This is a genomic window from Cryobacterium sp. TMT1-2-1 (assembly GCF_004403955.1).
In the GTDB taxonomy this organism is placed as follows: domain Bacteria; phylum Actinomycetota; class Actinomycetes; order Actinomycetales; family Microbacteriaceae; genus Cryobacterium; species Cryobacterium psychrotolerans.
Genome location: NZ_SOHC01000032.1, coordinates 1 through 16,337 on the forward strand (window position 1 = coordinate 1; position 16,337 = coordinate 16,337).

A 16,337-nucleotide genomic window follows, 5' to 3' on the forward strand; every position below is an offset into this window, starting at 1 on the left:
CAGGGCCTGGGTGGCGGCACGGCCGACCTTACCGTGGGCTCCGGTGATAAGTACCTTCATGATTGCTCCTTCTGTGCTGCAGTGTTATGCGCGTCCGTTTGACGCGCTGTTGTGATCTGTGCGACCTGGCCGCCCACGCCAACAGGTTCATTCGCGGGCGGCTGCACGGCGTCGAGTCCATCGCCCAGCACTAGCACGGGCACCTCCTAGGCAGCGGAGGCGTGCCCGACGAGTCCCTTCCGCACGATCACGCAGCCGTAGGTGCGCGTTTCGCCGGTGCGGATGATGACGTAGGCGCTGTCGGCGGCATCGTAGAAGGCATACCGGTCGAGGAAACGGCTCCCCTGGGCAGTGACGCCGGCGGCGGTCAGGAGCTGCTCTTGCACCTCGAGCAGCGATCCATCGGCCGAAGTCATTAGGTCGACGGCGGGGGTGTCATCGAGCGGAAGCACGCTGCGCACCGCCTCGAGCACGTCGGGCGATGATGTGCCCGGCATGGAGACGAGGCGTCGGGCCAGGCGCGAAGCAGGGAAGTGGGCGTCGACGATCAAGGCGGTGTCCGAGTGCCCCATCTCGTCGAGGTGCTTGAGCAGCTCTCCGGTCAGGAGCGGGTTGATTCCCTGCAGCATGGCGGCTTCCTTTCGTGTGGTCGTTCGGCGTGGTCAGGGGCGAGGCGGCGGCGCATCGGGGAGCCCGTAGACGCGAGTGGCCGTGCCGGACAGGATGTTCTCCTGTTCGGCCGGGGCCAGCTCTCCGATCAGTTCCGAAGCGACCTGCCAGGTGGGCTGGTAGCCGCCAACGGGCACGGTCAGCGGCCAGTCGCCGCCGTACATGAGGCGCCCCGGGCCGAACAACTCGAGTGCTGTGTCCCAGACCTGCCGGAGGGCATCGGCCGTGAACGGGGCATCCGTGACGTGGAGCCCGGAGAGTTTGGCGACGGTGTTCGGGTTCGCGGCCACCCCGGCCACGGCCGTCCTCCACGCCTCCATGCCGTCCCGGCCGCGCGGCGGTTTGCCCAGGTGGTCGATCACCAGCGTGAGGACAGGCAGGTCGCGGGCAAGCCGCTCGGTCTGGCCGAGGTGGCGCGGCCAGGCGTCGTGCACATCGAACGGGAGACCGCGTCGCGCCAGTTCCGCGAGGGAGGAGCGCACGCGCGAACGGTCGAGGAAATCCGCCCGCGGGTCGTCGTTGATCAAGTGACGCACGCCGCAGAACGCGGGATGCTGCAGCCACCGATCGAGGTCCCGGCCGGCGGCGAGGGGATCGTCGAGCCGGATCCAGCCCACCACGCCGAGCGCCCACGGGTGGGCGGAGGCGACGTCGAGCAGGTACTGGGTGTCGACCTCGGTATCTTCCGCCTGCACGAGCACGGCGCCCGCCATGCCGGCCGCCTCCAGTTCGGCAGCCGCCTCTTCCGGCGACCAGCTGGCGTGCAGGACGCCCATTTCCGGGCCGAGCCAGGCGTAGTCGCTCACCGCCAGGTCCCAGAGGTGCAGGTGGGCGTCGATGCGGCGCGGCTCGGCGCTCATGCGGGGATGAGTTTCTTCCGGGCGAGCGCCTGCCACAGCTGCTCGGGGATACTCACCCGCATGTGCTCGGCGTTCTGATGCAGCTGCTCGGGGCGGCTCCCGCCGACCACGATGGTGCGTACCGTGTCGTCGCGCAGGGTGTACTGCAGTGCGGCAGCGGGGAGCGAGACCCCGAAGTCCCGGCAGACGGCAGCGATCGCCTGCACCCGGGCGAGCACCTCGGCCGGCGCCTGCCCGTAGTCGTACCGCGCCCCCGCCCCGGGGTTGTCGGTCGCGAGCATCCCGGAGTTGAAAACGGAGGCGTTGACAATGCCGACGCCGTGCGCCCGGCAGGCCGGGATCACCTCGGCCAGCGCAGGCTGTTCGGCGAGCGTGAAGCGACCGGCCACCATGAGGAGGTCGAGCAGATCGGTCTCCACCGAAGCCAGTAGTGCGTTCGTGTCCATCGACCCCACCCCGATGGCGTCGACGAGCCCGTGCTCGCGCAGCCCGGCCAGCGCCGGCAGGGCGGACTCGAGCCCCTCCCGCAGGCTGTGGCGCTCCGGGTCGTGCAGGAACAGCACATCGAACCGGTCGAGCCCCGTGCGCGCCAGCGATTCCTCGACGCTCTGCCGGATGCCGGCGGCCGAGAAGTCCCAGACCCGCCGGGTGTCGGCCGGCACCGCGAAGTCATGCGCCAGGTCCAGCGTGCCGGCCCCCTCCGGGTTCGGCCGCAGCAGGCGCCCCACCTTGGTCGACACCAGGTATTCGCCCCGCGGCTTGCTCGCCAGGAAAGCGCCGAGGCGGCGCTCCGACAGGCCCAGCCCGTAGTGCGGGGCCGTGTCGAAATACCGGATTCCCTCATCCCAGGCTGCCTGCAGAACCGCCCAGGCCTCGTCATCCGTCAGCGCCCGGTAGAGGTTGCCCACATTGGCGGCGCCGTAGCCCAGGCGCGGGAGTGCCAGATCAGTCATGTCCGGGGAAAGCGTACTCGGCGCGACTGGACGCGTGCATCTCGGTGCCGGCGCCGGGCGCCACCGGCGCCCGGTAGGCGCCCCGCCGCACCATCGCGGGCGTCACGAAGTGTTCGTGCAGGTGGTCGACGTATTCGATGACTCGTTGCTCGGTCGTGCCGGAGACGGCAACGAAATCGAACATGGAGAGGTGCTGCACCGCCTCGCACAGGCCGACACCGCCGGCGTGCGGGCAGACGGGAACGCCGAATTTTGCCGCGAGCAGCAGGATGGCGATGTTCTCGTTCACCCCGCCGACCCGGGTGGCGTCGATCTGCAGCACCTGGAGGGCGTCGGCCTGAAGGAACTGTTTGAACATGATCCGGTTGGCCATGTGTTCCCCCGTCGCGACCGGAATGGGCGCGACACCGCGGGCGATCGCTGCGTGGGCGAGGATGTCGTCGGGGCTGGTGGGCTCCTCGATCCAGGCGACGTCGAATTCGGCCAGGCGTGCCATCCACTCGATCGCCTCGTCGACGCCCCAGCGCTGGTTGGCGTCGGTGCCGATGCGGATGTCCGGGCCGACCGTTTCCCGGGCGATGCGCATCCGGCGGATGTCGTCGTCGACGTTGGCGCCCACCTTGAGCTTGATCATCGAGAAACCGTCCGCGACCGCTTCCCCGGCCAGCCGCGCCAGCTTCTCGTCGCTGTAGCCCAGCCAGCCGGGCGTCGTCGTGTATGCGGGATAACCGGATGCCAGCAGCTCGGTTTCCCGCGCCGCCCGGCCGGGCGCCGCCGCACGGAGAATACCGAGGGCGTCCTCCGGGGTGAGGGCATCGGTGAGGTACCGGAAGTCGATCAGCTCGACGAGCTGCTCCGGTGTCATGCGGGACAGGAGCTGCCAGAGCGGAAGGCCGGCGCGTTTGGCTTTGAGGTCCCAGAGCGCGTTCACGACCGCGCCGATGGCCATGTGCATGACGCCCTTCTCCGGGCCGAGCCAACGCAGCTGCGAATCCCAGACGAAGCCGCGCCAGGTTTCCCCCATGTTGCCCAAAAGGTCTTCGACATTTCGGCCAACGAGGTGGTCGGCGAGCGCACGGATGCCGGCCACCTGCACCTCGTTGCCGCGACCGATCGTGAAGACGAAGCCGTGGCCCTCCAGGTCGTCATCCGCGTCGGTGACGATGCGCAGGTACGCGGCCGAGTAGTCGGGGTCGGGATTCATGGCGTCCGACCCGTCCAGCGAGGTCGAGGTCGGGAAGCGCACGTCGCTGGTCTCCAGCGCGATAACGGTACTCACAGATGTTTCTCCTTGATCGGCACCCCGAGCCTAAACATCGGATGTATAGAATGTCAATTGGCGATGTGCGGCCACGTTCATCCGTCCCTGCCGAAATCGCGGCCGGAGAGTTCAGATGTTCGATCACACCAGTCGCCAAAGGAAAGTTGACTCATGAAATTCGCCCGCCTCGGCCCGATCGGCCGCGAGTTGCCCGCCGTGCTCGTTGACGGCCGGTACTTCGACCTCTCGCCGATCGCGCGCGACATCGACGGAGACTTCCTCTCGTCCGGCGGGGTGGAGCGCGTGCGTGAGGCGCTCCGGGCCGGCTCCCTGGCGCCGGTCGCCGGAGCGGGATCGCTGCGCATCGGCGCGCCGATCGCCCGCCCGAGCGCCGTCGTCTGCATCGGCATGAACTACGCGGCGCACGCGGCCGAGTCAGGGTCCACCCCGCCCGATGTGCCGATCATCTTCCTGAAGACCCCCAACACCGTGGTCGGGCCCAACGACGCGGTGGAGATCCCCCGGAACAGCACGAAGACCGACTGGGAGGTGGAACTGGGCATCGTGATCGGCAAGCGCACGTCCTACCTCGCGTCGCCGGCGGAGAGCATCGACCACATCGCCGGATTCGTCACGGCAAACGATCTCTCCGAACGGGACTTCCAGATGGCCGTCTCCGGCGGCCAGTGGTCGAAGGGCAAGTGCGCTCCTGGCTTCAACCCCACCGGACCGTGGCTCGTGACCCCCGATGAGGTCGACTATCAGAACCTGGCTCTGCGGAGCTGGGTCAACGGCGAGGCCAGGCAGGATTCGACCACGGCCGACCAGATCTTCCCGGTGGACTTCGTGGTCTGGCACCTGAGCCAGTACCTGGCGCTCGAGCCCGGAGACCTCGTGTTGACCGGTACGCCGGAGGGAGTTGCCCTGTCCGGTCGGTTCCCCTACCTCGCGGCCGGCGACGTCTGCGAGATCGAGATCGAGGGCCTCGGACGTCAGCGCCAGGAGTTCATCGATGCCACCAACGAAAGGCAGCACCATGAATGAGTTCGAGAACCTCGTCGCCGTCGTCACCGGGGGTGCGTCCGGCATCGGAGCCGCGATCGCCCGTCGGCTGCGGGAGGGCGGTGCGTCCGTCGCCGTGCTCGACCTCCAGCCGGAGGGCGCGGATGCCGCACACTTCGCCGTGCGGGCCAACGTCGCCGACGATGCGTCGGTGCGTGCGGCCATCGCCGCCGTGGCCGCCGAATTCGGGCGAATCGACATCGTGGTAAACAACGCGGGAATCGGCGCGCAGGGCACGGTGGCCGACAACGACGACGACGAATGGGCCCGCGTTCTGAGCATCAACGTCGTCGGGATCGCGCGGGTCTCTCGCGCCGCGCTTCCGTGGCTGCGCCAGTCGCCCTCCGCCGCCATCGTCAACACCGGCTCGATCGCGGCGACGGCCGGCCTGCCCGCGCGCGCCCTCTACAGCGCGTCGAAGGGCGCCGTGCTCGCGCTCACCCGGGCGATGGCCGCCGACCACCTGGGCGAGGGCATCCGGGTCAACAGCGTGAGCCCCGGCACCGCGGACACTCCGTGGATCGGCCGTCTCCTCGAGAAGGCCGACGACCCCGTCGCCGAACGTGCCGCACTCAGCGCCCGCCAGCCGCACGGGCGACTGGTCGCCGCGGATGAGGTCGCCGACGCGGTTGCCTACCTGGCCAGCCCGCGATCCGGCTCGACGACCGGCGTCTCGCTCGAAGTCGACGGCGGCATGCAGAACCTGCGTCTCCGACCCGAGTAGCCCGCGAGGCCCCTTCCCGGGCGAACGCGGCGCGGGTTCGCTCCCCGACGGTCAGTGGATGCGGGTGGCCTGGTTGCGCGCGACCAGGAGCCAGCTGGCCCCCTCGTCGTTCGAGACCCAGCCCTCCCAGGTGTAGGCCTCGGCCGTGATCGACGTGAAGTTCCAGCGGATCAGGCGCCCGTCGGTGCCGGTGCCGTCCTGGCGCAGTCCGTTGCGATGCGGAGTAGCGACGAGGTGGCAGTACTCCCCCAGGACCGGCGAGAAGAAGCTCACCCTCCACGCGCCGGCGTTCGGGTCGTACACCCGGACGGCAGTGGCCACGGTTTCGAATCCGGACGGATGCGTGGCGCTGGCAACGACCTCGACGTCCTGCACGGCGCGGCCGTCCAGGATGAACTGGACAATCCAGGTGAACTCGCGTTCACTCCACTGGCCGCTTTCCTCGTCCAGTCGGGAACTCTTCGTCGACCAGGAGCCAACGAGCTGGCCGAACCGGCGCATCCGGCCGGGGTACTCCGGCGTTGGTCCCGGCGCGATGAGCGCATGGGCGAAGTCGGGCACGGAAGCGGAGGTCATACCCCGATTTTAGCCCGGCCCATGCTGCGTCCGTGTGAACAAGCTACGCGCCGGGCTCGCCGCCGTCCTCGCCCGAGCTGATCCGGCTGACCTGGATCGTCACCCGGTCGACGGCCGGGCCGTCGGCATCCGAGCCGAGGTGACCGGAAATGGCTTCGAGGATGCGCTCGCACACTTCGGCGGCCGGGCTCGCGTCAGAGATTGCGACGCTCACCGCGACGCTGATCCCGCCGCCGGAGTTCCTGACCGCGATCGGTTCCCCGGACGGTTGCCCGATGAGCGTCGCCACGAGGTCCGCGGCCGCGGCGAGGGCGGTCGGGCGCGCGTCGTAGACCTGCACCACCCCGTCGATCGACTTCACCAGTCCGGTCAGTTGCTCATGCAGCTCTGTTGTCGTCATTGGTCCGGCTCCTGCCCGTCGCGGGCGACGGTGACATCGGTAACGGTCACATCGATGGCGGCGAGGGTCAGCTCCGTGTGCCGGCGGAGCGCACCGGCGATGTCCTCGCGGATGCGCTGCGCGGCCGCCGGAATGGGTTCGCCCCAGTAGACGCCGGCCTCCACCGCGACGGTGATCGGGGCGCCGGGCACCGTGACATCGCCGTCGAGCCGGCAGCGGCCGATCAGCGCGCCGGGTACGGAATCTCCGGCCGCACGGATGAGCCCGCGCACGGCCCCTTCCGTGATGCTGAACTCGGCGTTCGGGCTCGGCGACGTGAGCGGAATGGATCTCCCGGCGCGCGCCTCGATGTGGATATTGGTCAGGATGCGCGAGACCCAGCTGTCGTCCCTGGCCGGCTCGGCGTCGGCGTCGGCCTGGAGCAGGCCGCCGGCCACGGCGCGGAACCGGAGCAGCGATTCGAGCGCGAGCTGATGCGCGGGCGAACGGTCCAGCAGCTCCTGCGGGGGCCTTTCGCCCCGGTCCAGGTATTCGCTGAGGTCGGCAATGATGTCTTCCGACTGGTCATGCGCCTCAGTGTTCGGTGTTGTCATCGCCATTCCTCCATTTCTTCCACTAGTTTCCGTCGCGCCCGAGCCAGGTGTCCGCGCACGGTGGAGGGAGGAATCTTGAGTTCTTCCGCAATGTCGTCGTAACTGTAACCACCCATTTCGCGCAGCAGCCAGCACTGACGCTGCGTCTCGCTGAGCCTACCGAGGACGTCTGAGATCTTGTCCCATTGCGAGTCGGCCTCGACGCGATGGTGCGGAGTGTCGGAGTCGGGCGCCTCCACGTCCCAATCCTCGAGCGGCGCGTGATCGCGGCGCGCTCGAATCCGGTCGATGGCCTTGTGGCTCGTGATCCGCATCAACCACGACTTGACCGCGCTCAGGTCTTTCAGGGTCGGCAGCTGGTCCCAGGCGGTGATGAAGGCCTCCTGGACGACGTCGTCGCTCTCACTCGTCGACCCGAGCACGCGGGTCGCATAGGCCCGCATCAGCGGCCCGTGGCGGCGAACCAGCACCTCGAAGGAGCGCACGTCCCCGTCCACGGCGCGGCCCGCGAGCACAGCGTCGGGTGCCTCGACCAGGCGCAGATTGTTGTGTGACTGCGTCATCGGAAACCCCCTTGTCAAACTTTTTCGTGCGCTTCCGTGACGAATGCGCGTCGAGTTGCGTCCTACTAGTGACCATGCGATTCGGTTGCCCGAACTGACTGGTCCCTATTCTTGCAAGGAGTTGAACACAATGGTTGACACCGCACCCACACTCGAAACGAGCGGCGCGATTGCCGGCACAACGGTCATCACCGACAGCGTCATCGCCAAGATCGTCGGCATCACGGCGCGCGAGGTATCCGGCGTGCACACGCTGGCCAACGGCGCGGGCCCCCTCGGCGCCATCCGCGACGCCATCAGCGGCGCCGACCTCGACCAAGGCGTGAGCATCACTGTCGCGGACTCGCAGGTCGCCGTTGACATCTCCCTGGTCGCCGAGTACCCGGTTCCGCTGCACAAGGTCGCCGCCGATGTGCGCGCCGCGGTCATCGCGGCCGTCGAGTCCCTCGTCGAACTGCAGGTCACCGAGGTCAACGTGACCGTCAAAGACGTGCACCTGGTCTCCGACGACGACACCACCGGCAGCGCGAACACACAGGTCGGAGCGTAAACAGGTGATCGAGCAAGAAACGGATCGGGGCACCACCCGGATCAGCGCGCGCGCAGTCACGCGCGTCGCCGCCGCCGTGGCCGCCTCGCATCTCAATCTGGCGCCGGACACGGTCGGTGTCACCCTCGCCCGGCCCGACGGCCGGATCGAACTCACGGTGAGCGCGCCCATCCCGGCCGCCACAATGATCGATCGGGTGCAGGAGCAGATCCGCCAGGAGTCCGGCGACCTCATCGGTTCGACCATCGGCCGTGTCACTGTGCGGCAGAGCAGCGCTCCCCAGGCGGCGGCGCTGGCCGGCACCATCCTGACCCGGGTGCGTTCGCGCTACCGCGAGGATCCCGTTCGCCTTGTGGGTCTCGTTGCGGTCGGCCTCGCCTCGGTCGGCATCGTCGCGGGCATTCTCGCCCGCGCCATCTCGCGCAAATAACTGCCCCCGCCCACTTCCACGGCACGGCCATGTCGGCTGTGCACGACCCCGAGAGAAAGAGAGGCCCCTCATGGGCGCATCAGAAAAGATCAACAACGAAGCCGATGACCTCAAAGGCAAGGCCAAAGAGGGCTTCGGCAAGGCAACCGACGACGACGCAACCGTCGCCGAGGGCAAGGCCGACCAGGCCGGTGCCAACCTGAAGAAGGCCGGCGAAAACGTCAAGGACGCCTTCAAAAAGTAGACGTCTTCCGGCGGTGCCCGGGTTTCCCTGGGGGATTCGGGCCCCGCGACCCGCACAATCACATCACTATCGAACACACATCACTATCGAACAAAGGACACCCACATGGGCTTCATCGCATTCCTCATCCTCGGACTCATTGCCGGCGCGATCGCAAAGGCTATCCTGCCGGGTCGCCAGGGCGGCGGATGGCTCATCACGCTCCTCCTGGGCGTCATCGGCGCGTTCCTCGGCGGATGGCTCGGATCGCTCCTGTTCAACGTGCCGCTGAACGACTTCTTCTCGATCTCCACCTGGCTCCTGGCCATCGGTGGTTCGATCATCGTGCTGCTGGTCTACAGCGCAGTCTTCAACCGCCGCAAGGCGTAACGCCCCGGCCGCACGGCCCGCAAAAAACCGCCGGCGCACCGATACTCTCGGTGCGCCGGCGGGTTTTTTGTCTGCGGTTTCTTGCTGTGGTGCCGGCTACTCGCCGGTGCTGCCGGCGTCGCTCGCACGCACATCCGTGCGGTGGAAACCCTGGAATGAACGCGAGGCGGTCGGCCCGCGCTGGCCCTGGTAGCGGGAGCTGTACTCGCCCGATCCATAGGGTCGCTCGGCGGGCGAGCTCAGCTGGAAGAAGCACAGCTGGCCGATCTTCATTCCCGGCCAGAGCTTGATCGGGAGCGTCGCGACGTTGCTCAGCTCGAGCGTGACGTGGCCGGAGAAGCCGGGGTCGATGAAGCCGGCCGTGGAATGAGTGAGCAAGCCCAGCCGGCCGAGCGAACTCTTGCCCTCGAGTCGGGCGGCCACGTCGTCGGGCAGGCTGATGAGCTCGTAGGTGGAGCCGAGAACGAACTCACCGGGGTGCAGGATGAAAGGTTCGTCCGGCTGAGTCTCGATCAGGCGGGTCAGATCCGGCTGATCCTCGGCGGGGTCGATGTACGGATACTTATGGTTGTCGAACAACCGGAAGTACCGGTCCAGTCGCACGTCGATGCTCGAGGGCTGGATCATCTCCGGCTGGTAGGGGTCCAGACGGATGCGTCCAGCGCCGAGTTCTGCCTTGATGTCGCGGTCCGAGAGAAGCACGATGCCAGCCTACCGGCGCGTACTTGATAAGCTGGCACGGTTCCGGCAGCGACAACGCCGATACGCGGATGTAGTTCAATGGTAGAACTTCAGCTTCCCAAGCTGATAGCGCGGGTTCGATTCCCGTCATCCGCTCACCTGATGCCGGCGCCACCATCCTCGACCCGACCGGTCAGGCGGCGGCGGAAGCTGGCGTCCTCCGTAGTACTGATTTCAACGTCGTACCAGCCGTTGAGTGCCGGCCAGCTGAGCTTCTTCCGCTGTCCGGGCCGCAGGACCTGCGTGTGGGCGTGGCTGACGTACTGCAGGGACGTGAACGTCAGCGTGACGGCAACGGATCCGGTGTTGCTGACTGCGAGTTCCACGTCGCTTGCCTCCCGATTCTCCGTAATGCTGGCATCCACGCCCACAGCGGCCCCTGCGGATGTGCCCGCCAGCTCGTACTGGAAGCCGTTCGGCCCCGAGACGGCGAGGTCGTACTTCCCGTTCTTCACTGGAACGTCCACGCTGAGGTTCTTCAGCACGTCGAAGTGCTGCGGCACGGCATACTCGCCCGCATAGCCGTAGAGCGCGAAGTGCGTGGACCGTGGACCGGTGTTCATCAGCGCCAGCGTCACGTTGCCGGCCGGGTGCGCCTGGGCGGCAACCTTCGGGCGGTAGGGCAACGGGCGAGCCGGACGGGTTCCGGATTCCTGGATTGGTGAGGCCTGGGCCGTCGGCGGGGTGGGATGCCAGCGGGCGATGGCGGCGGGAACCGGGCCGGGGTGATCCACCTCGGGTTGCGTGCCCGCCCTGGTGAAGTCAAAGACACTGGTCAGATCGCCGCAGACGGTGCGCCGCCACGCGGAAATATTCGGTTCCCGAACCCCCGTCCACCGTTCCAGGAAGCGGATCACGGACGTGTGGTCGAAGACTTCTGAGCTGACATAGCCGCCAATAGTCCACGGGGAGACGACGGTCATCGGCACCCGCGGGCCCAGGCCGATGGGCGAGCCGCCAAACCAGTCATCGCCGCTGCCAGACTCCGGTCGTGGCGCAACGGGTGGGGGGACGTGGTCGAAGTAGCCGTCGTTTTCATCAAAGTTCATGAAGAGGGCCGTCGTCGCCCAGGTCTCCGGGTCGCTCGCGATGGTGTCAAGCAGCCGGTAGACGAAGTTCGCGCTGCCTACCGGGGTGGAGGCTCCGGGATGCTCCGAGTCCGCGGCCGAAGGGACGATCCAGCTGACCTCGGGGAGCTCGTTCGCGGCAATATCAGTGCGCATCCGATCGAGCAGAGTATCCGGATTGCCGCGCCACATTGCCTTGTCGAAGAGCGATTTCTCCGCCTCGCTGAGCAGCTCACGGCCCTGGCTGAGTTGGGCCAACAGCCGCTGCTGCTCGGCGGGGGCCTGCGCGGCCAGGCTGTCGTAGAACTCTTCTGTGGTGCGCAGGTGACCGTCCACGGCGGCCAGCATCTTGTGGCCGATCTTCTTGAAGGTCTGGAAGTACTCCACAGCATTGTCGGTGAAGTTGTCCCAGTCCTGGTAAATCCGCCAGGACACCCCGGCCTCCTGTAACCGTTCCGGGTACGTGGTCCAGTCGTAGCCGGCATGGTCATAGTTGTAGGCGGCGTTGGTGACGGCGCGGGAGGCGGAACCCGGCTCATTACCCACCGTTCCGGACCAGAGATAGTTGCGGTTGGGGTTCGTGGATCCGTTGATTGAGCAGTGATAGGCATCGCAGATGGTGAAGGTATCCGCCAGCTCGTACTGCAACGGGATGTCCGCACGTTCGTAGTACGTCATGGTCGACGGGCTCTTGGAGGGGATCCACTTGTCGCACCACCCGTTGCCCCAGGCCGCGGTCGTCCCGGCCCAGGAGTGATCCAACGCGCCCAGATACTGGATATCAGAGGCCGGGCGACCGGCCAGTTCGGCAGCTTTCCGCAACGAGAACGGCAATACGGTCTCGCCGCTGGCCGAGGCTTGTTCGAAAACGGGTTTGCCGCTGGGCAAGCGCAGCGCCGCCTGATCCGCGAAGCCGCGGACTCCGCGCAGGGACCCGAAGTAGTGGTCGAAGGACCTGTTTTCCTGCATCAGCACAATGACGTGCTTGATGGCCTTCAGCCCGCCGGGGCGAATCGGCTGCGCCATCGCCGCCTGCACGGAGGGAGGGAGAAGAGAACTCGCGGTCCCGACTGCCGCAGCGGCTGCCGCAGTGCTCAGAAACCGACGCCGGGAAAAACCTGTGCTGGACATGCGACTGCCTTTCATCGACGTGCAAAGCGGGCGCTGAGTGACTTTCGCACCCCCACGCCAGCTTCGCGTCCGCACCCTGACTGGCAGCAAATGCTAGCTAAACGCGGGATGAACACCCGCGTCAGGCGATCGCCGACCGGGCCGATCTCATCCGTCGGCTAGTCGGTTTCGAAGGCTGGTGCGTCTGCCGGCCACAGTGCTCCACCCATGCCTGTCCGGGCGGTCATCAGGTCCTCGGGGTGTTCGCTTCCGACAATCCATAGGTCACTGCTACGGCCCCGGATTGACCCGCGGCTTCGGGGAAAGCTCGACGCTGTCGCAGGATCATCACGAATGCAGTTCCAATCAGGCCCAGTCCGATGACCTCTCCGCCGAGGACGCCCCACAGGCCGAAGGCGATCTCATAGGTGACCCAGGTGGCCACGCCGAAGAACATCACGGCTTTGACGTGCAGCACGTCGCGAAGCGACAGCGCGGCGATGACGAGCCCCGAACCGAGAATCGGTAGCCACGCGGCCCACCAGGTCGGTATTCCGTTGAGCCCCAGGTAGGCAATCCAGATAGCGGAGATGAACGCCGGGGTCCACCAGAGGCTCCGCGCCCACGCATGGTCGTCAGAGCGGGCAATGATCCAGCCGCGGACAGCGGCGATCGCGGGTATCGCGGCGGTCCCGGGCATGCCCAGGAACAAGTACGAGGCAGTGAGGATGACGGAGGCCACCGCATTCCGGACGACGGTGGTGCGGCGTTGCCTCGACCAGTGCGACCAGAGGATGACGGCGATGCCGACGAAACCCAGGGCCTGACCCGCCCACCACGTCCAGTCCACGCATGCCTCCACGTTGTAGTCGCTATTGCACTTCACTTCGAATACCAGGATCGCTCCCGACGTGCTTCCGGCATCCGGCAGATGGAGGCTGGAGCACGACGGGCGAAATCATCTGAGGAGCTCGCCGGGGGCTCCGCCATCGAGGTCGAAGCGTCGTCCGAGATTTCGTTGTGCCGCCTGGCGCATCACGAGCCCGACGACGGCCGCGTCCACTGCAGACGAGCCGACGGAGTCGAAGACAATCCTGCGGCCACTCCTCCGCGACCCGATTCCTGCTTGGAGCACGGTCCCAATGCTTGAAACCCGCACCATAGAGTCCTCGCCCAGGTAAGCACATTCACCAACCGCCAACGCATCTGAGCGGACGTCCGCGTAGACCTCAGCGGAGTCGAGGACGCCGGGTGCCAGTTCGCGCTTCCCAGCGCTGTCAGCTCCCATCGCCAGTATCACGGCGTCCGGGAGCAGGTCCTCCACGGAGACGAGCGGCGATTGTGAGGGGGTGCACGTGATGACGAGGTCAGCACCGATCACCGTATCCGAAATGGTTCGGCAGGCGCGGTGCTCCACCCGCCCCTGGTACGCGGCCGCCAGATCAATCGCATGCTCGTGCGTGCGGCTCCAGATGCGCACGTCACCCGCGATGCCGAGGTACTCCAGCGCTTCGTCTATTCTTTGCGCCACGGGACCCGCACCAACGAGCGCGACTCGGACCGGCCCCGGGCCCACCAGGGCCCGGGCTGCGACGGCCGCGATGGCCGCGGTGCGCATAGCCGTGAGGTCACCACTGGCCATAACGGCTTGCAGGCGCTGTTTCTCGTAGTCGAAAACCAGGATCGCCCCGGAGGTGCTTCCAGCCTCGGGCCGAAGGTTTGCTTTGACCGAGATTATGGGCGGTTCTGTGAGGGCCCCGGACTTGAGGTGCAGGGACGCCCCTGGCACAACCAGCTGACTGGAGATGCTCGGGAGAACGTCGCCCTCGGCCAGATCGATCAGGGCGCGCTGCGTCGCATCAATCAGTTCAGGCCAGGTCAGCAGGCTGCGGACTTCCTCGCGATCAAGCATCAGGATGGGTTCGGTGCCGGACATAGTTCTCCAATTAGCGTCGGTAGGTGTCACAGGGCGGGGGTGGGTCGCGGCGGACATCACAGGCTGCGCCGCATGGCATCAACTCGGATCCGCTGCACGATCTGGCCGTTGCGGGTGCCGTACACCTCGCGTTGCAGGTCCATCCACACGCAGCTGTGAATGGGCAGGATCCTGACGCGTTCCCCCAATCGCAGATCCTCATCCTCGGCGGCAAGACCGAGTACGGCGTGTTCTTCTGAAACCTGACGAAACCCGCTGCCCGGCCGGTTCACCAAGTGCCCGTGTCCGTGCTGGTCCGTGCGCGCCGTCGTAATGCTCTTGCTGCCGGCATTCAAGGTGGCACGCCCCGGAGCACGGCTGACCACAGTGGCCAGCATGCTGAGTGCGAGCTGATCTGGCGTGCACGCGTACCGTCCCAGCGTGCGCAGGTCATTGAAGACGTATGTCCCGGGCCGAACCTCGGTGATTCCGTCGTCAGCGGACAGATACGGCGTCGTCACGGTGGAGCCCGCGCTGACGACATCAACCTGGAGCCCGTGGGCCTCGAGCCCTTCCCGGGCGCGCTGCATGGCACGTACCTCATCACGAGCCACCTGCTCGATGCCCTGCTGGTCCACCGCCTGGTGCGCTTGCCCGGCGTGGGTGAGGATGCCCCGCACGCGCAGGCCCGGGAGCCTGTCGACTTCGGCGGCCAGGGCGCCAGCGAGTTCGGGCAGGACCCCGGCCCGATGCATACCGGAGTCGATTTCAATGAGCACCGGAAGCTCACGACCGACCGAAGTGGCGATCCTGCTGTATCCCCTCGCGACATCGATCGAATCAGCAACGACCGTCAGCGCCCCCGCGTCCACGAGCGGCGCGAGACGGCGGAGCTTGGCCTCTCCGAAGACCGGGTAGGCCAGCAGCAGGTCCCGGACGCCATGCCGCCACATGACCTCTGCCTCGCCGACCGTCGCCAGGCACAGTCCCGTCGCACCGGCGGCCAGCTGCAGGTCTGCGATGAACGTACTCTTGTGGCTTTTGGCGTGGGGACGCAAGGCCATGCCCCGACGTGTCGCAAAGTCAGCCATGGACGCGATGTTTCTTTCCAACACGTGCAGGTCGACGAGGAGCGCGGGCGTATCGAGCAATTCACTCTCGAGGTCGAGAGGCAGCTGCGCTTGCGGATCGAGCGCCAGCAGTTCCTCTGGGTGAGCGAGATGCGTGGTGGTCGTCATAGTTGTCTGCCTAAGTGGGGCACTGCTGCCGCGTTTGCGGCGCTGGTGCGGGTTTGGATGGGATTCGGGTTGCTTAGAGAACGCGCACGGCGTCCAGGAGCGCAGGGAGTTCCACCCAGACCTTGTCGGGAATCTCGAAGTTGAGCGCCTCCCAGCAGCCCACGACCTCCGATGCGGTGGCCGCGCCAACGAGCGTGCAGTCGAAGCGAGGCTGCTGCAGGCTGAATTGGAGGGCGAGGGCGAGGACTGGTACGCCGCGTTCGTCACACCACGCGTGGACCTGTTTGGCCGCCTGAACCTCCGCCGCCGGCGGGGTCCACCGCTCGGTGCCGACGCTTTCCGGGTCGCGACCGGAGAGAAGACCCATGGCCAGGGCCGCACCGTTCACCAGGCCCAGCCCACGCGCCTCTGCCAGAGCGAAGATGTCGTCCGCATTCTGACGCAGCAAAGTGTAGTCATTGACCATCATGCAGACGTCAAGATGGCCGCTGTCCACCGCCTGGCGGTGCAGATCATGGTCCTGCACGCCAATGCCAATGGAGCGGATGACGCCTTCCGCCTTGAGCGCCACAAGCGCCTCCATCGCGCCCCCCGGCGCCAACGCGGCAGCCAGCTGGTCAGGCTCGGGCTCATGAATGTGACAAAGATCGAGATAGTCCACGCCGAGGACCTCCAGGCTGCGGGCGACGGTCCATCGCGCCGCTTCTGCGGAGTAGTCACCCGGCTTCTGCGGGTGGGTACCGACCTTGCTGGAGATGTAGTAGCTGTCACGGGGAACCCCGCGAAGCGCCAGCCCCATCCGGCGTTCGGCCTCGCCGTACTTGGGGGACGTGTCCAGGTAGTTCATGCCAAGTTCGAGGGCCTTTTCAACTGCGGCGACGCCGTCCGCGTCTCCGACCGGCCCGAAAATTCCGCCCAAACCCGCGCCGCCAAGGCTGACTGCGGTGACCTTCATGTGCGTATTGCCGAGTTGGCGCAGCTCCAGGGGGTTAATGATGCTCACGGTGCTCCT

The 16,337-nt window shown here is 66.9% G+C and carries 20 protein-coding genes and 1 tRNA gene; 7 read left to right on the forward strand and 14 right to left on the reverse strand.

The features are described 5' to 3' along the window. Nucleotides 1-206: 206 nt before the first annotated feature. The 4 genes from E3T33_RS06245 to E3T33_RS06260 are packed head-to-tail and all read right to left on the reverse strand — an operon-like array spanning nucleotide 207 to nucleotide 3,761. Nucleotides 207-629: an RbsD/FucU domain-containing protein gene (locus tag E3T33_RS06245; protein ID WP_092324737.1), complete on the reverse strand. Its 423-nt coding sequence runs from the start codon at nucleotides 627-629 to the stop codon at nucleotides 207-209. Nucleotides 630-662: 33 nt separating this feature from the next. After that, nucleotides 663-1,529 carry an amidohydrolase family protein gene (locus tag E3T33_RS06250; protein ID WP_134574972.1) on the reverse strand — a complete coding sequence of 289 codons (867 nt, stop codon included), beginning with the start codon at nucleotides 1,527-1,529 and terminating at the stop codon, nucleotides 663-665. Continuing rightward, nucleotides 1,526-2,482 carry an aldo/keto reductase gene (locus tag E3T33_RS06255; RefSeq protein WP_092324740.1) on the reverse strand — a complete coding sequence of 319 codons (957 nt, stop codon included), beginning with the start codon at nucleotides 2,480-2,482 and terminating at the stop codon, nucleotides 1,526-1,528. Before E3T33_RS06255 ends, E3T33_RS06250 begins: the two co-directional genes overlap by 4 nt. Continuing rightward, nucleotides 2,475-3,761 carry an enolase C-terminal domain-like protein gene (locus tag E3T33_RS06260; RefSeq protein WP_092324742.1) on the reverse strand — a complete coding sequence of 429 codons (1,287 nt, stop codon included), beginning with the start codon at nucleotides 3,759-3,761 and terminating at the stop codon, nucleotides 2,475-2,477. Before E3T33_RS06260 ends, E3T33_RS06255 begins: the two co-directional genes overlap by 8 nt. Nucleotides 3,762-3,914: 153 nt before the next feature. Here E3T33_RS06260 and E3T33_RS06265 point away from each other — a divergent pair, with 153 nt between their 5' ends. Together E3T33_RS06265 and E3T33_RS06270 are read left to right on the forward strand one after the other, a co-directional pair. Then, nucleotides 3,915-4,787, forward strand: a complete 873-nt coding sequence (locus E3T33_RS06265) for a fumarylacetoacetate hydrolase family protein (RefSeq protein ID WP_092324744.1) — start codon at nucleotides 3,915-3,917, stop codon at nucleotides 4,785-4,787. Next, entirely contained in the window at nucleotides 4,780-5,529 is a 750-nt protein-coding gene (locus E3T33_RS06270; RefSeq protein WP_092324746.1) for an SDR family oxidoreductase, read from the forward strand. Before E3T33_RS06265 ends, E3T33_RS06270 begins: the two co-directional genes overlap by 8 nt. A gap of 51 nt (nucleotides 5,530-5,580) precedes the next feature. Here E3T33_RS06270 and E3T33_RS06275 read toward each other — a convergent pair whose 3' ends face one another. The 4 genes from E3T33_RS06275 to E3T33_RS06290 are packed head-to-tail and all read right to left on the reverse strand — an operon-like array spanning nucleotide 5,581 to nucleotide 7,661. Continuing rightward, entirely contained in the window at nucleotides 5,581-6,105 is a 525-nt protein-coding gene (locus E3T33_RS06275; protein ID WP_092324748.1) for a hypothetical protein, read from the reverse strand. 43 nt (nucleotides 6,106-6,148) lie between these two features. Continuing rightward, the gene (locus E3T33_RS06280; RefSeq protein WP_092324750.1) at nucleotides 6,149-6,505 is read right to left on the reverse strand and encodes a hypothetical protein; all 357 of its coding nucleotides are present in this window, start codon (nucleotides 6,503-6,505) and stop codon (nucleotides 6,149-6,151) included. Beyond that, entirely contained in the window at nucleotides 6,502-7,098 is a 597-nt protein-coding gene (locus E3T33_RS06285) for a hypothetical protein (protein WP_092324818.1), read from the reverse strand. The genes E3T33_RS06280 and E3T33_RS06285 overlap by 4 nt, the downstream gene beginning before the upstream one ends. Beyond that, nucleotides 7,095-7,661 carry an RNA polymerase sigma factor gene (locus E3T33_RS06290; RefSeq protein WP_092324752.1) on the reverse strand — a complete coding sequence of 189 codons (567 nt, stop codon included), beginning with the start codon at nucleotides 7,659-7,661 and terminating at the stop codon, nucleotides 7,095-7,097. The genes E3T33_RS06285 and E3T33_RS06290 overlap by 4 nt, the downstream gene beginning before the upstream one ends. A 130-nt stretch (nucleotides 7,662-7,791) precedes the next feature. On the opposite strand from E3T33_RS06290, the gene E3T33_RS06295 reads away from it, so the two are divergent. The 4 genes from E3T33_RS06295 to E3T33_RS06310 all read left to right on the forward strand — a co-directional run bounded on the left by E3T33_RS06295 (nucleotide 7,792) and on the right by E3T33_RS06310 (nucleotide 9,254). Further along, entirely contained in the window at nucleotides 7,792-8,211 is a 420-nt protein-coding gene (locus E3T33_RS06295; protein WP_092324754.1) for an Asp23/Gls24 family envelope stress response protein, read from the forward strand. A 4-nt stretch (nucleotides 8,212-8,215) separates the two neighbouring features. Continuing rightward, nucleotides 8,216-8,641: a hypothetical protein gene (locus tag E3T33_RS06300; protein WP_092324756.1), complete on the forward strand. Its 426-nt coding sequence runs from the start codon at nucleotides 8,216-8,218 to the stop codon at nucleotides 8,639-8,641. A 70-nt stretch (nucleotides 8,642-8,711) separates the two neighbouring features. After that, nucleotides 8,712-8,885: a CsbD family protein gene (locus tag E3T33_RS06305; RefSeq protein ID WP_092324758.1), complete on the forward strand. Its 174-nt coding sequence runs from the start codon at nucleotides 8,712-8,714 to the stop codon at nucleotides 8,883-8,885. Between the two features lie 105 nt (nucleotides 8,886-8,990). Beyond that, on the forward strand, nucleotides 8,991-9,254 hold the full coding sequence (locus E3T33_RS06310) for a GlsB/YeaQ/YmgE family stress response membrane protein (RefSeq protein WP_092324760.1): 264 nt from the start codon (nucleotides 8,991-8,993) through the stop codon (nucleotides 9,252-9,254). Nucleotides 9,255-9,350: 96 nt separating this feature from the next. On the opposite strand, the gene dcd is transcribed toward E3T33_RS06310, so the two are convergent. Beyond that, nucleotides 9,351-9,956, reverse strand: a complete 606-nt coding sequence (dcd, locus tag E3T33_RS06315) for a dCTP deaminase (protein ID WP_092324762.1) — start codon at nucleotides 9,954-9,956, stop codon at nucleotides 9,351-9,353. 64 nt (nucleotides 9,957-10,020) lie between these two features. Between dcd and E3T33_RS06320 the strand changes: the two genes are divergently transcribed. Further along, nucleotides 10,021-10,091: transfer RNA gene (locus E3T33_RS06320), tRNA-Gly, on the forward strand. Here E3T33_RS06320 and E3T33_RS06325 read toward each other — a convergent pair. From E3T33_RS06325 to E3T33_RS06345, 5 genes are all read right to left on the reverse strand, one after another. Beyond that, the gene (locus E3T33_RS06325) at nucleotides 10,091-12,208 is read right to left on the reverse strand and encodes a phospholipase C, phosphocholine-specific (protein ID WP_092324764.1); all 2,118 of its coding nucleotides are present in this window, start codon (nucleotides 12,206-12,208) and stop codon (nucleotides 10,091-10,093) included. The genes E3T33_RS06320 and E3T33_RS06325 overlap by 1 nt on opposite strands. A gap of 211 nt (nucleotides 12,209-12,419) precedes the next feature. Continuing rightward, nucleotides 12,420-13,022, reverse strand: a complete 603-nt coding sequence (locus E3T33_RS06330) for a YgjV family protein (protein ID WP_166784415.1) — start codon at nucleotides 13,020-13,022, stop codon at nucleotides 12,420-12,422. A gap of 108 nt (nucleotides 13,023-13,130) precedes the next feature. Continuing rightward, nucleotides 13,131-14,108 carry a hypothetical protein gene (locus E3T33_RS06335; protein ID WP_166784416.1) on the reverse strand — a complete coding sequence of 326 codons (978 nt, stop codon included), beginning with the start codon at nucleotides 14,106-14,108 and terminating at the stop codon, nucleotides 13,131-13,133. A gap of 56 nt (nucleotides 14,109-14,164) precedes the next feature. Further along, on the reverse strand, nucleotides 14,165-15,325 hold the full coding sequence (locus tag E3T33_RS06340) for a D-TA family PLP-dependent enzyme (RefSeq protein WP_092324770.1): 1,161 nt from the start codon (nucleotides 15,323-15,325) through the stop codon (nucleotides 14,165-14,167). A 73-nt stretch (nucleotides 15,326-15,398) separates the two neighbouring features. Then, entirely contained in the window at nucleotides 15,399-16,328 is a 930-nt protein-coding gene (locus E3T33_RS06345) for an aldo/keto reductase (protein WP_166784417.1), read from the reverse strand. Nucleotides 16,329-16,337 lie beyond the last annotated feature (9 nt).

Coding starts and splice junctions, on each gene's coding strand:
- E3T33_RS06245 (WP_092324737.1), bottom strand. CDS start 629: ATGCTGCAGGGAATCAACCCGCTCCTGACCGGAGAGCTGCTCAAGCAC.
- E3T33_RS06250 (WP_134574972.1), bottom strand. CDS start 1,529: ATGAGCGCCGAGCCGCGCCGCATCGACGCCCACCTGCACCTCTGGGAC.
- E3T33_RS06255 (WP_092324740.1), bottom strand. CDS start 2,482: ATGACTGATCTGGCACTCCCGCGCCTGGGCTACGGCGCCGCCAATGTG.
- E3T33_RS06265 (WP_092324744.1), top strand. CDS start 3,915: ATGAAATTCGCCCGCCTCGGCCCGATCGGCCGCGAGTTGCCCGCCGTG.
- E3T33_RS06270 (WP_092324746.1), top strand. CDS start 4,780: ATGAATGAGTTCGAGAACCTCGTCGCCGTCGTCACCGGGGGTGCGTCC.
- E3T33_RS06275 (WP_092324748.1), bottom strand. CDS start 6,105: ATGACCTCCGCTTCCGTGCCCGACTTCGCCCATGCGCTCATCGCGCCG.
- E3T33_RS06280 (WP_092324750.1), bottom strand. CDS start 6,505: ATGACGACAACAGAGCTGCATGAGCAACTGACCGGACTGGTGAAGTCG.
- E3T33_RS06285 (WP_092324818.1), bottom strand. CDS start 7,098: ATGACAACACCGAACACTGAGGCGCATGACCAGTCGGAAGACATCATT.
- E3T33_RS06290 (WP_092324752.1), bottom strand. CDS start 7,661: ATGACGCAGTCACACAACAATCTGCGCCTGGTCGAGGCACCCGACGCT.
- E3T33_RS06295 (WP_092324754.1), top strand. CDS start 7,792: ATGGTTGACACCGCACCCACACTCGAAACGAGCGGCGCGATTGCCGGC.
- E3T33_RS06305 (WP_092324758.1), top strand. CDS start 8,712: ATGGGCGCATCAGAAAAGATCAACAACGAAGCCGATGACCTCAAAGGC.
- E3T33_RS06310 (WP_092324760.1), top strand. CDS start 8,991: ATGGGCTTCATCGCATTCCTCATCCTCGGACTCATTGCCGGCGCGATC.
- E3T33_RS06325 (WP_092324764.1), bottom strand. CDS start 12,208: ATGAAAGGCAGTCGCATGTCCAGCACAGGTTTTTCCCGGCGTCGGTTT.
- E3T33_RS06335 (WP_166784416.1), bottom strand. CDS start 14,108: ATGTCCGGCACCGAACCCATCCTGATGCTTGATCGCGAGGAAGTCCGC.
- E3T33_RS06340 (WP_092324770.1), bottom strand. CDS start 15,325: ATGACGACCACCACGCATCTCGCTCACCCAGAGGAACTGCTGGCGCTC.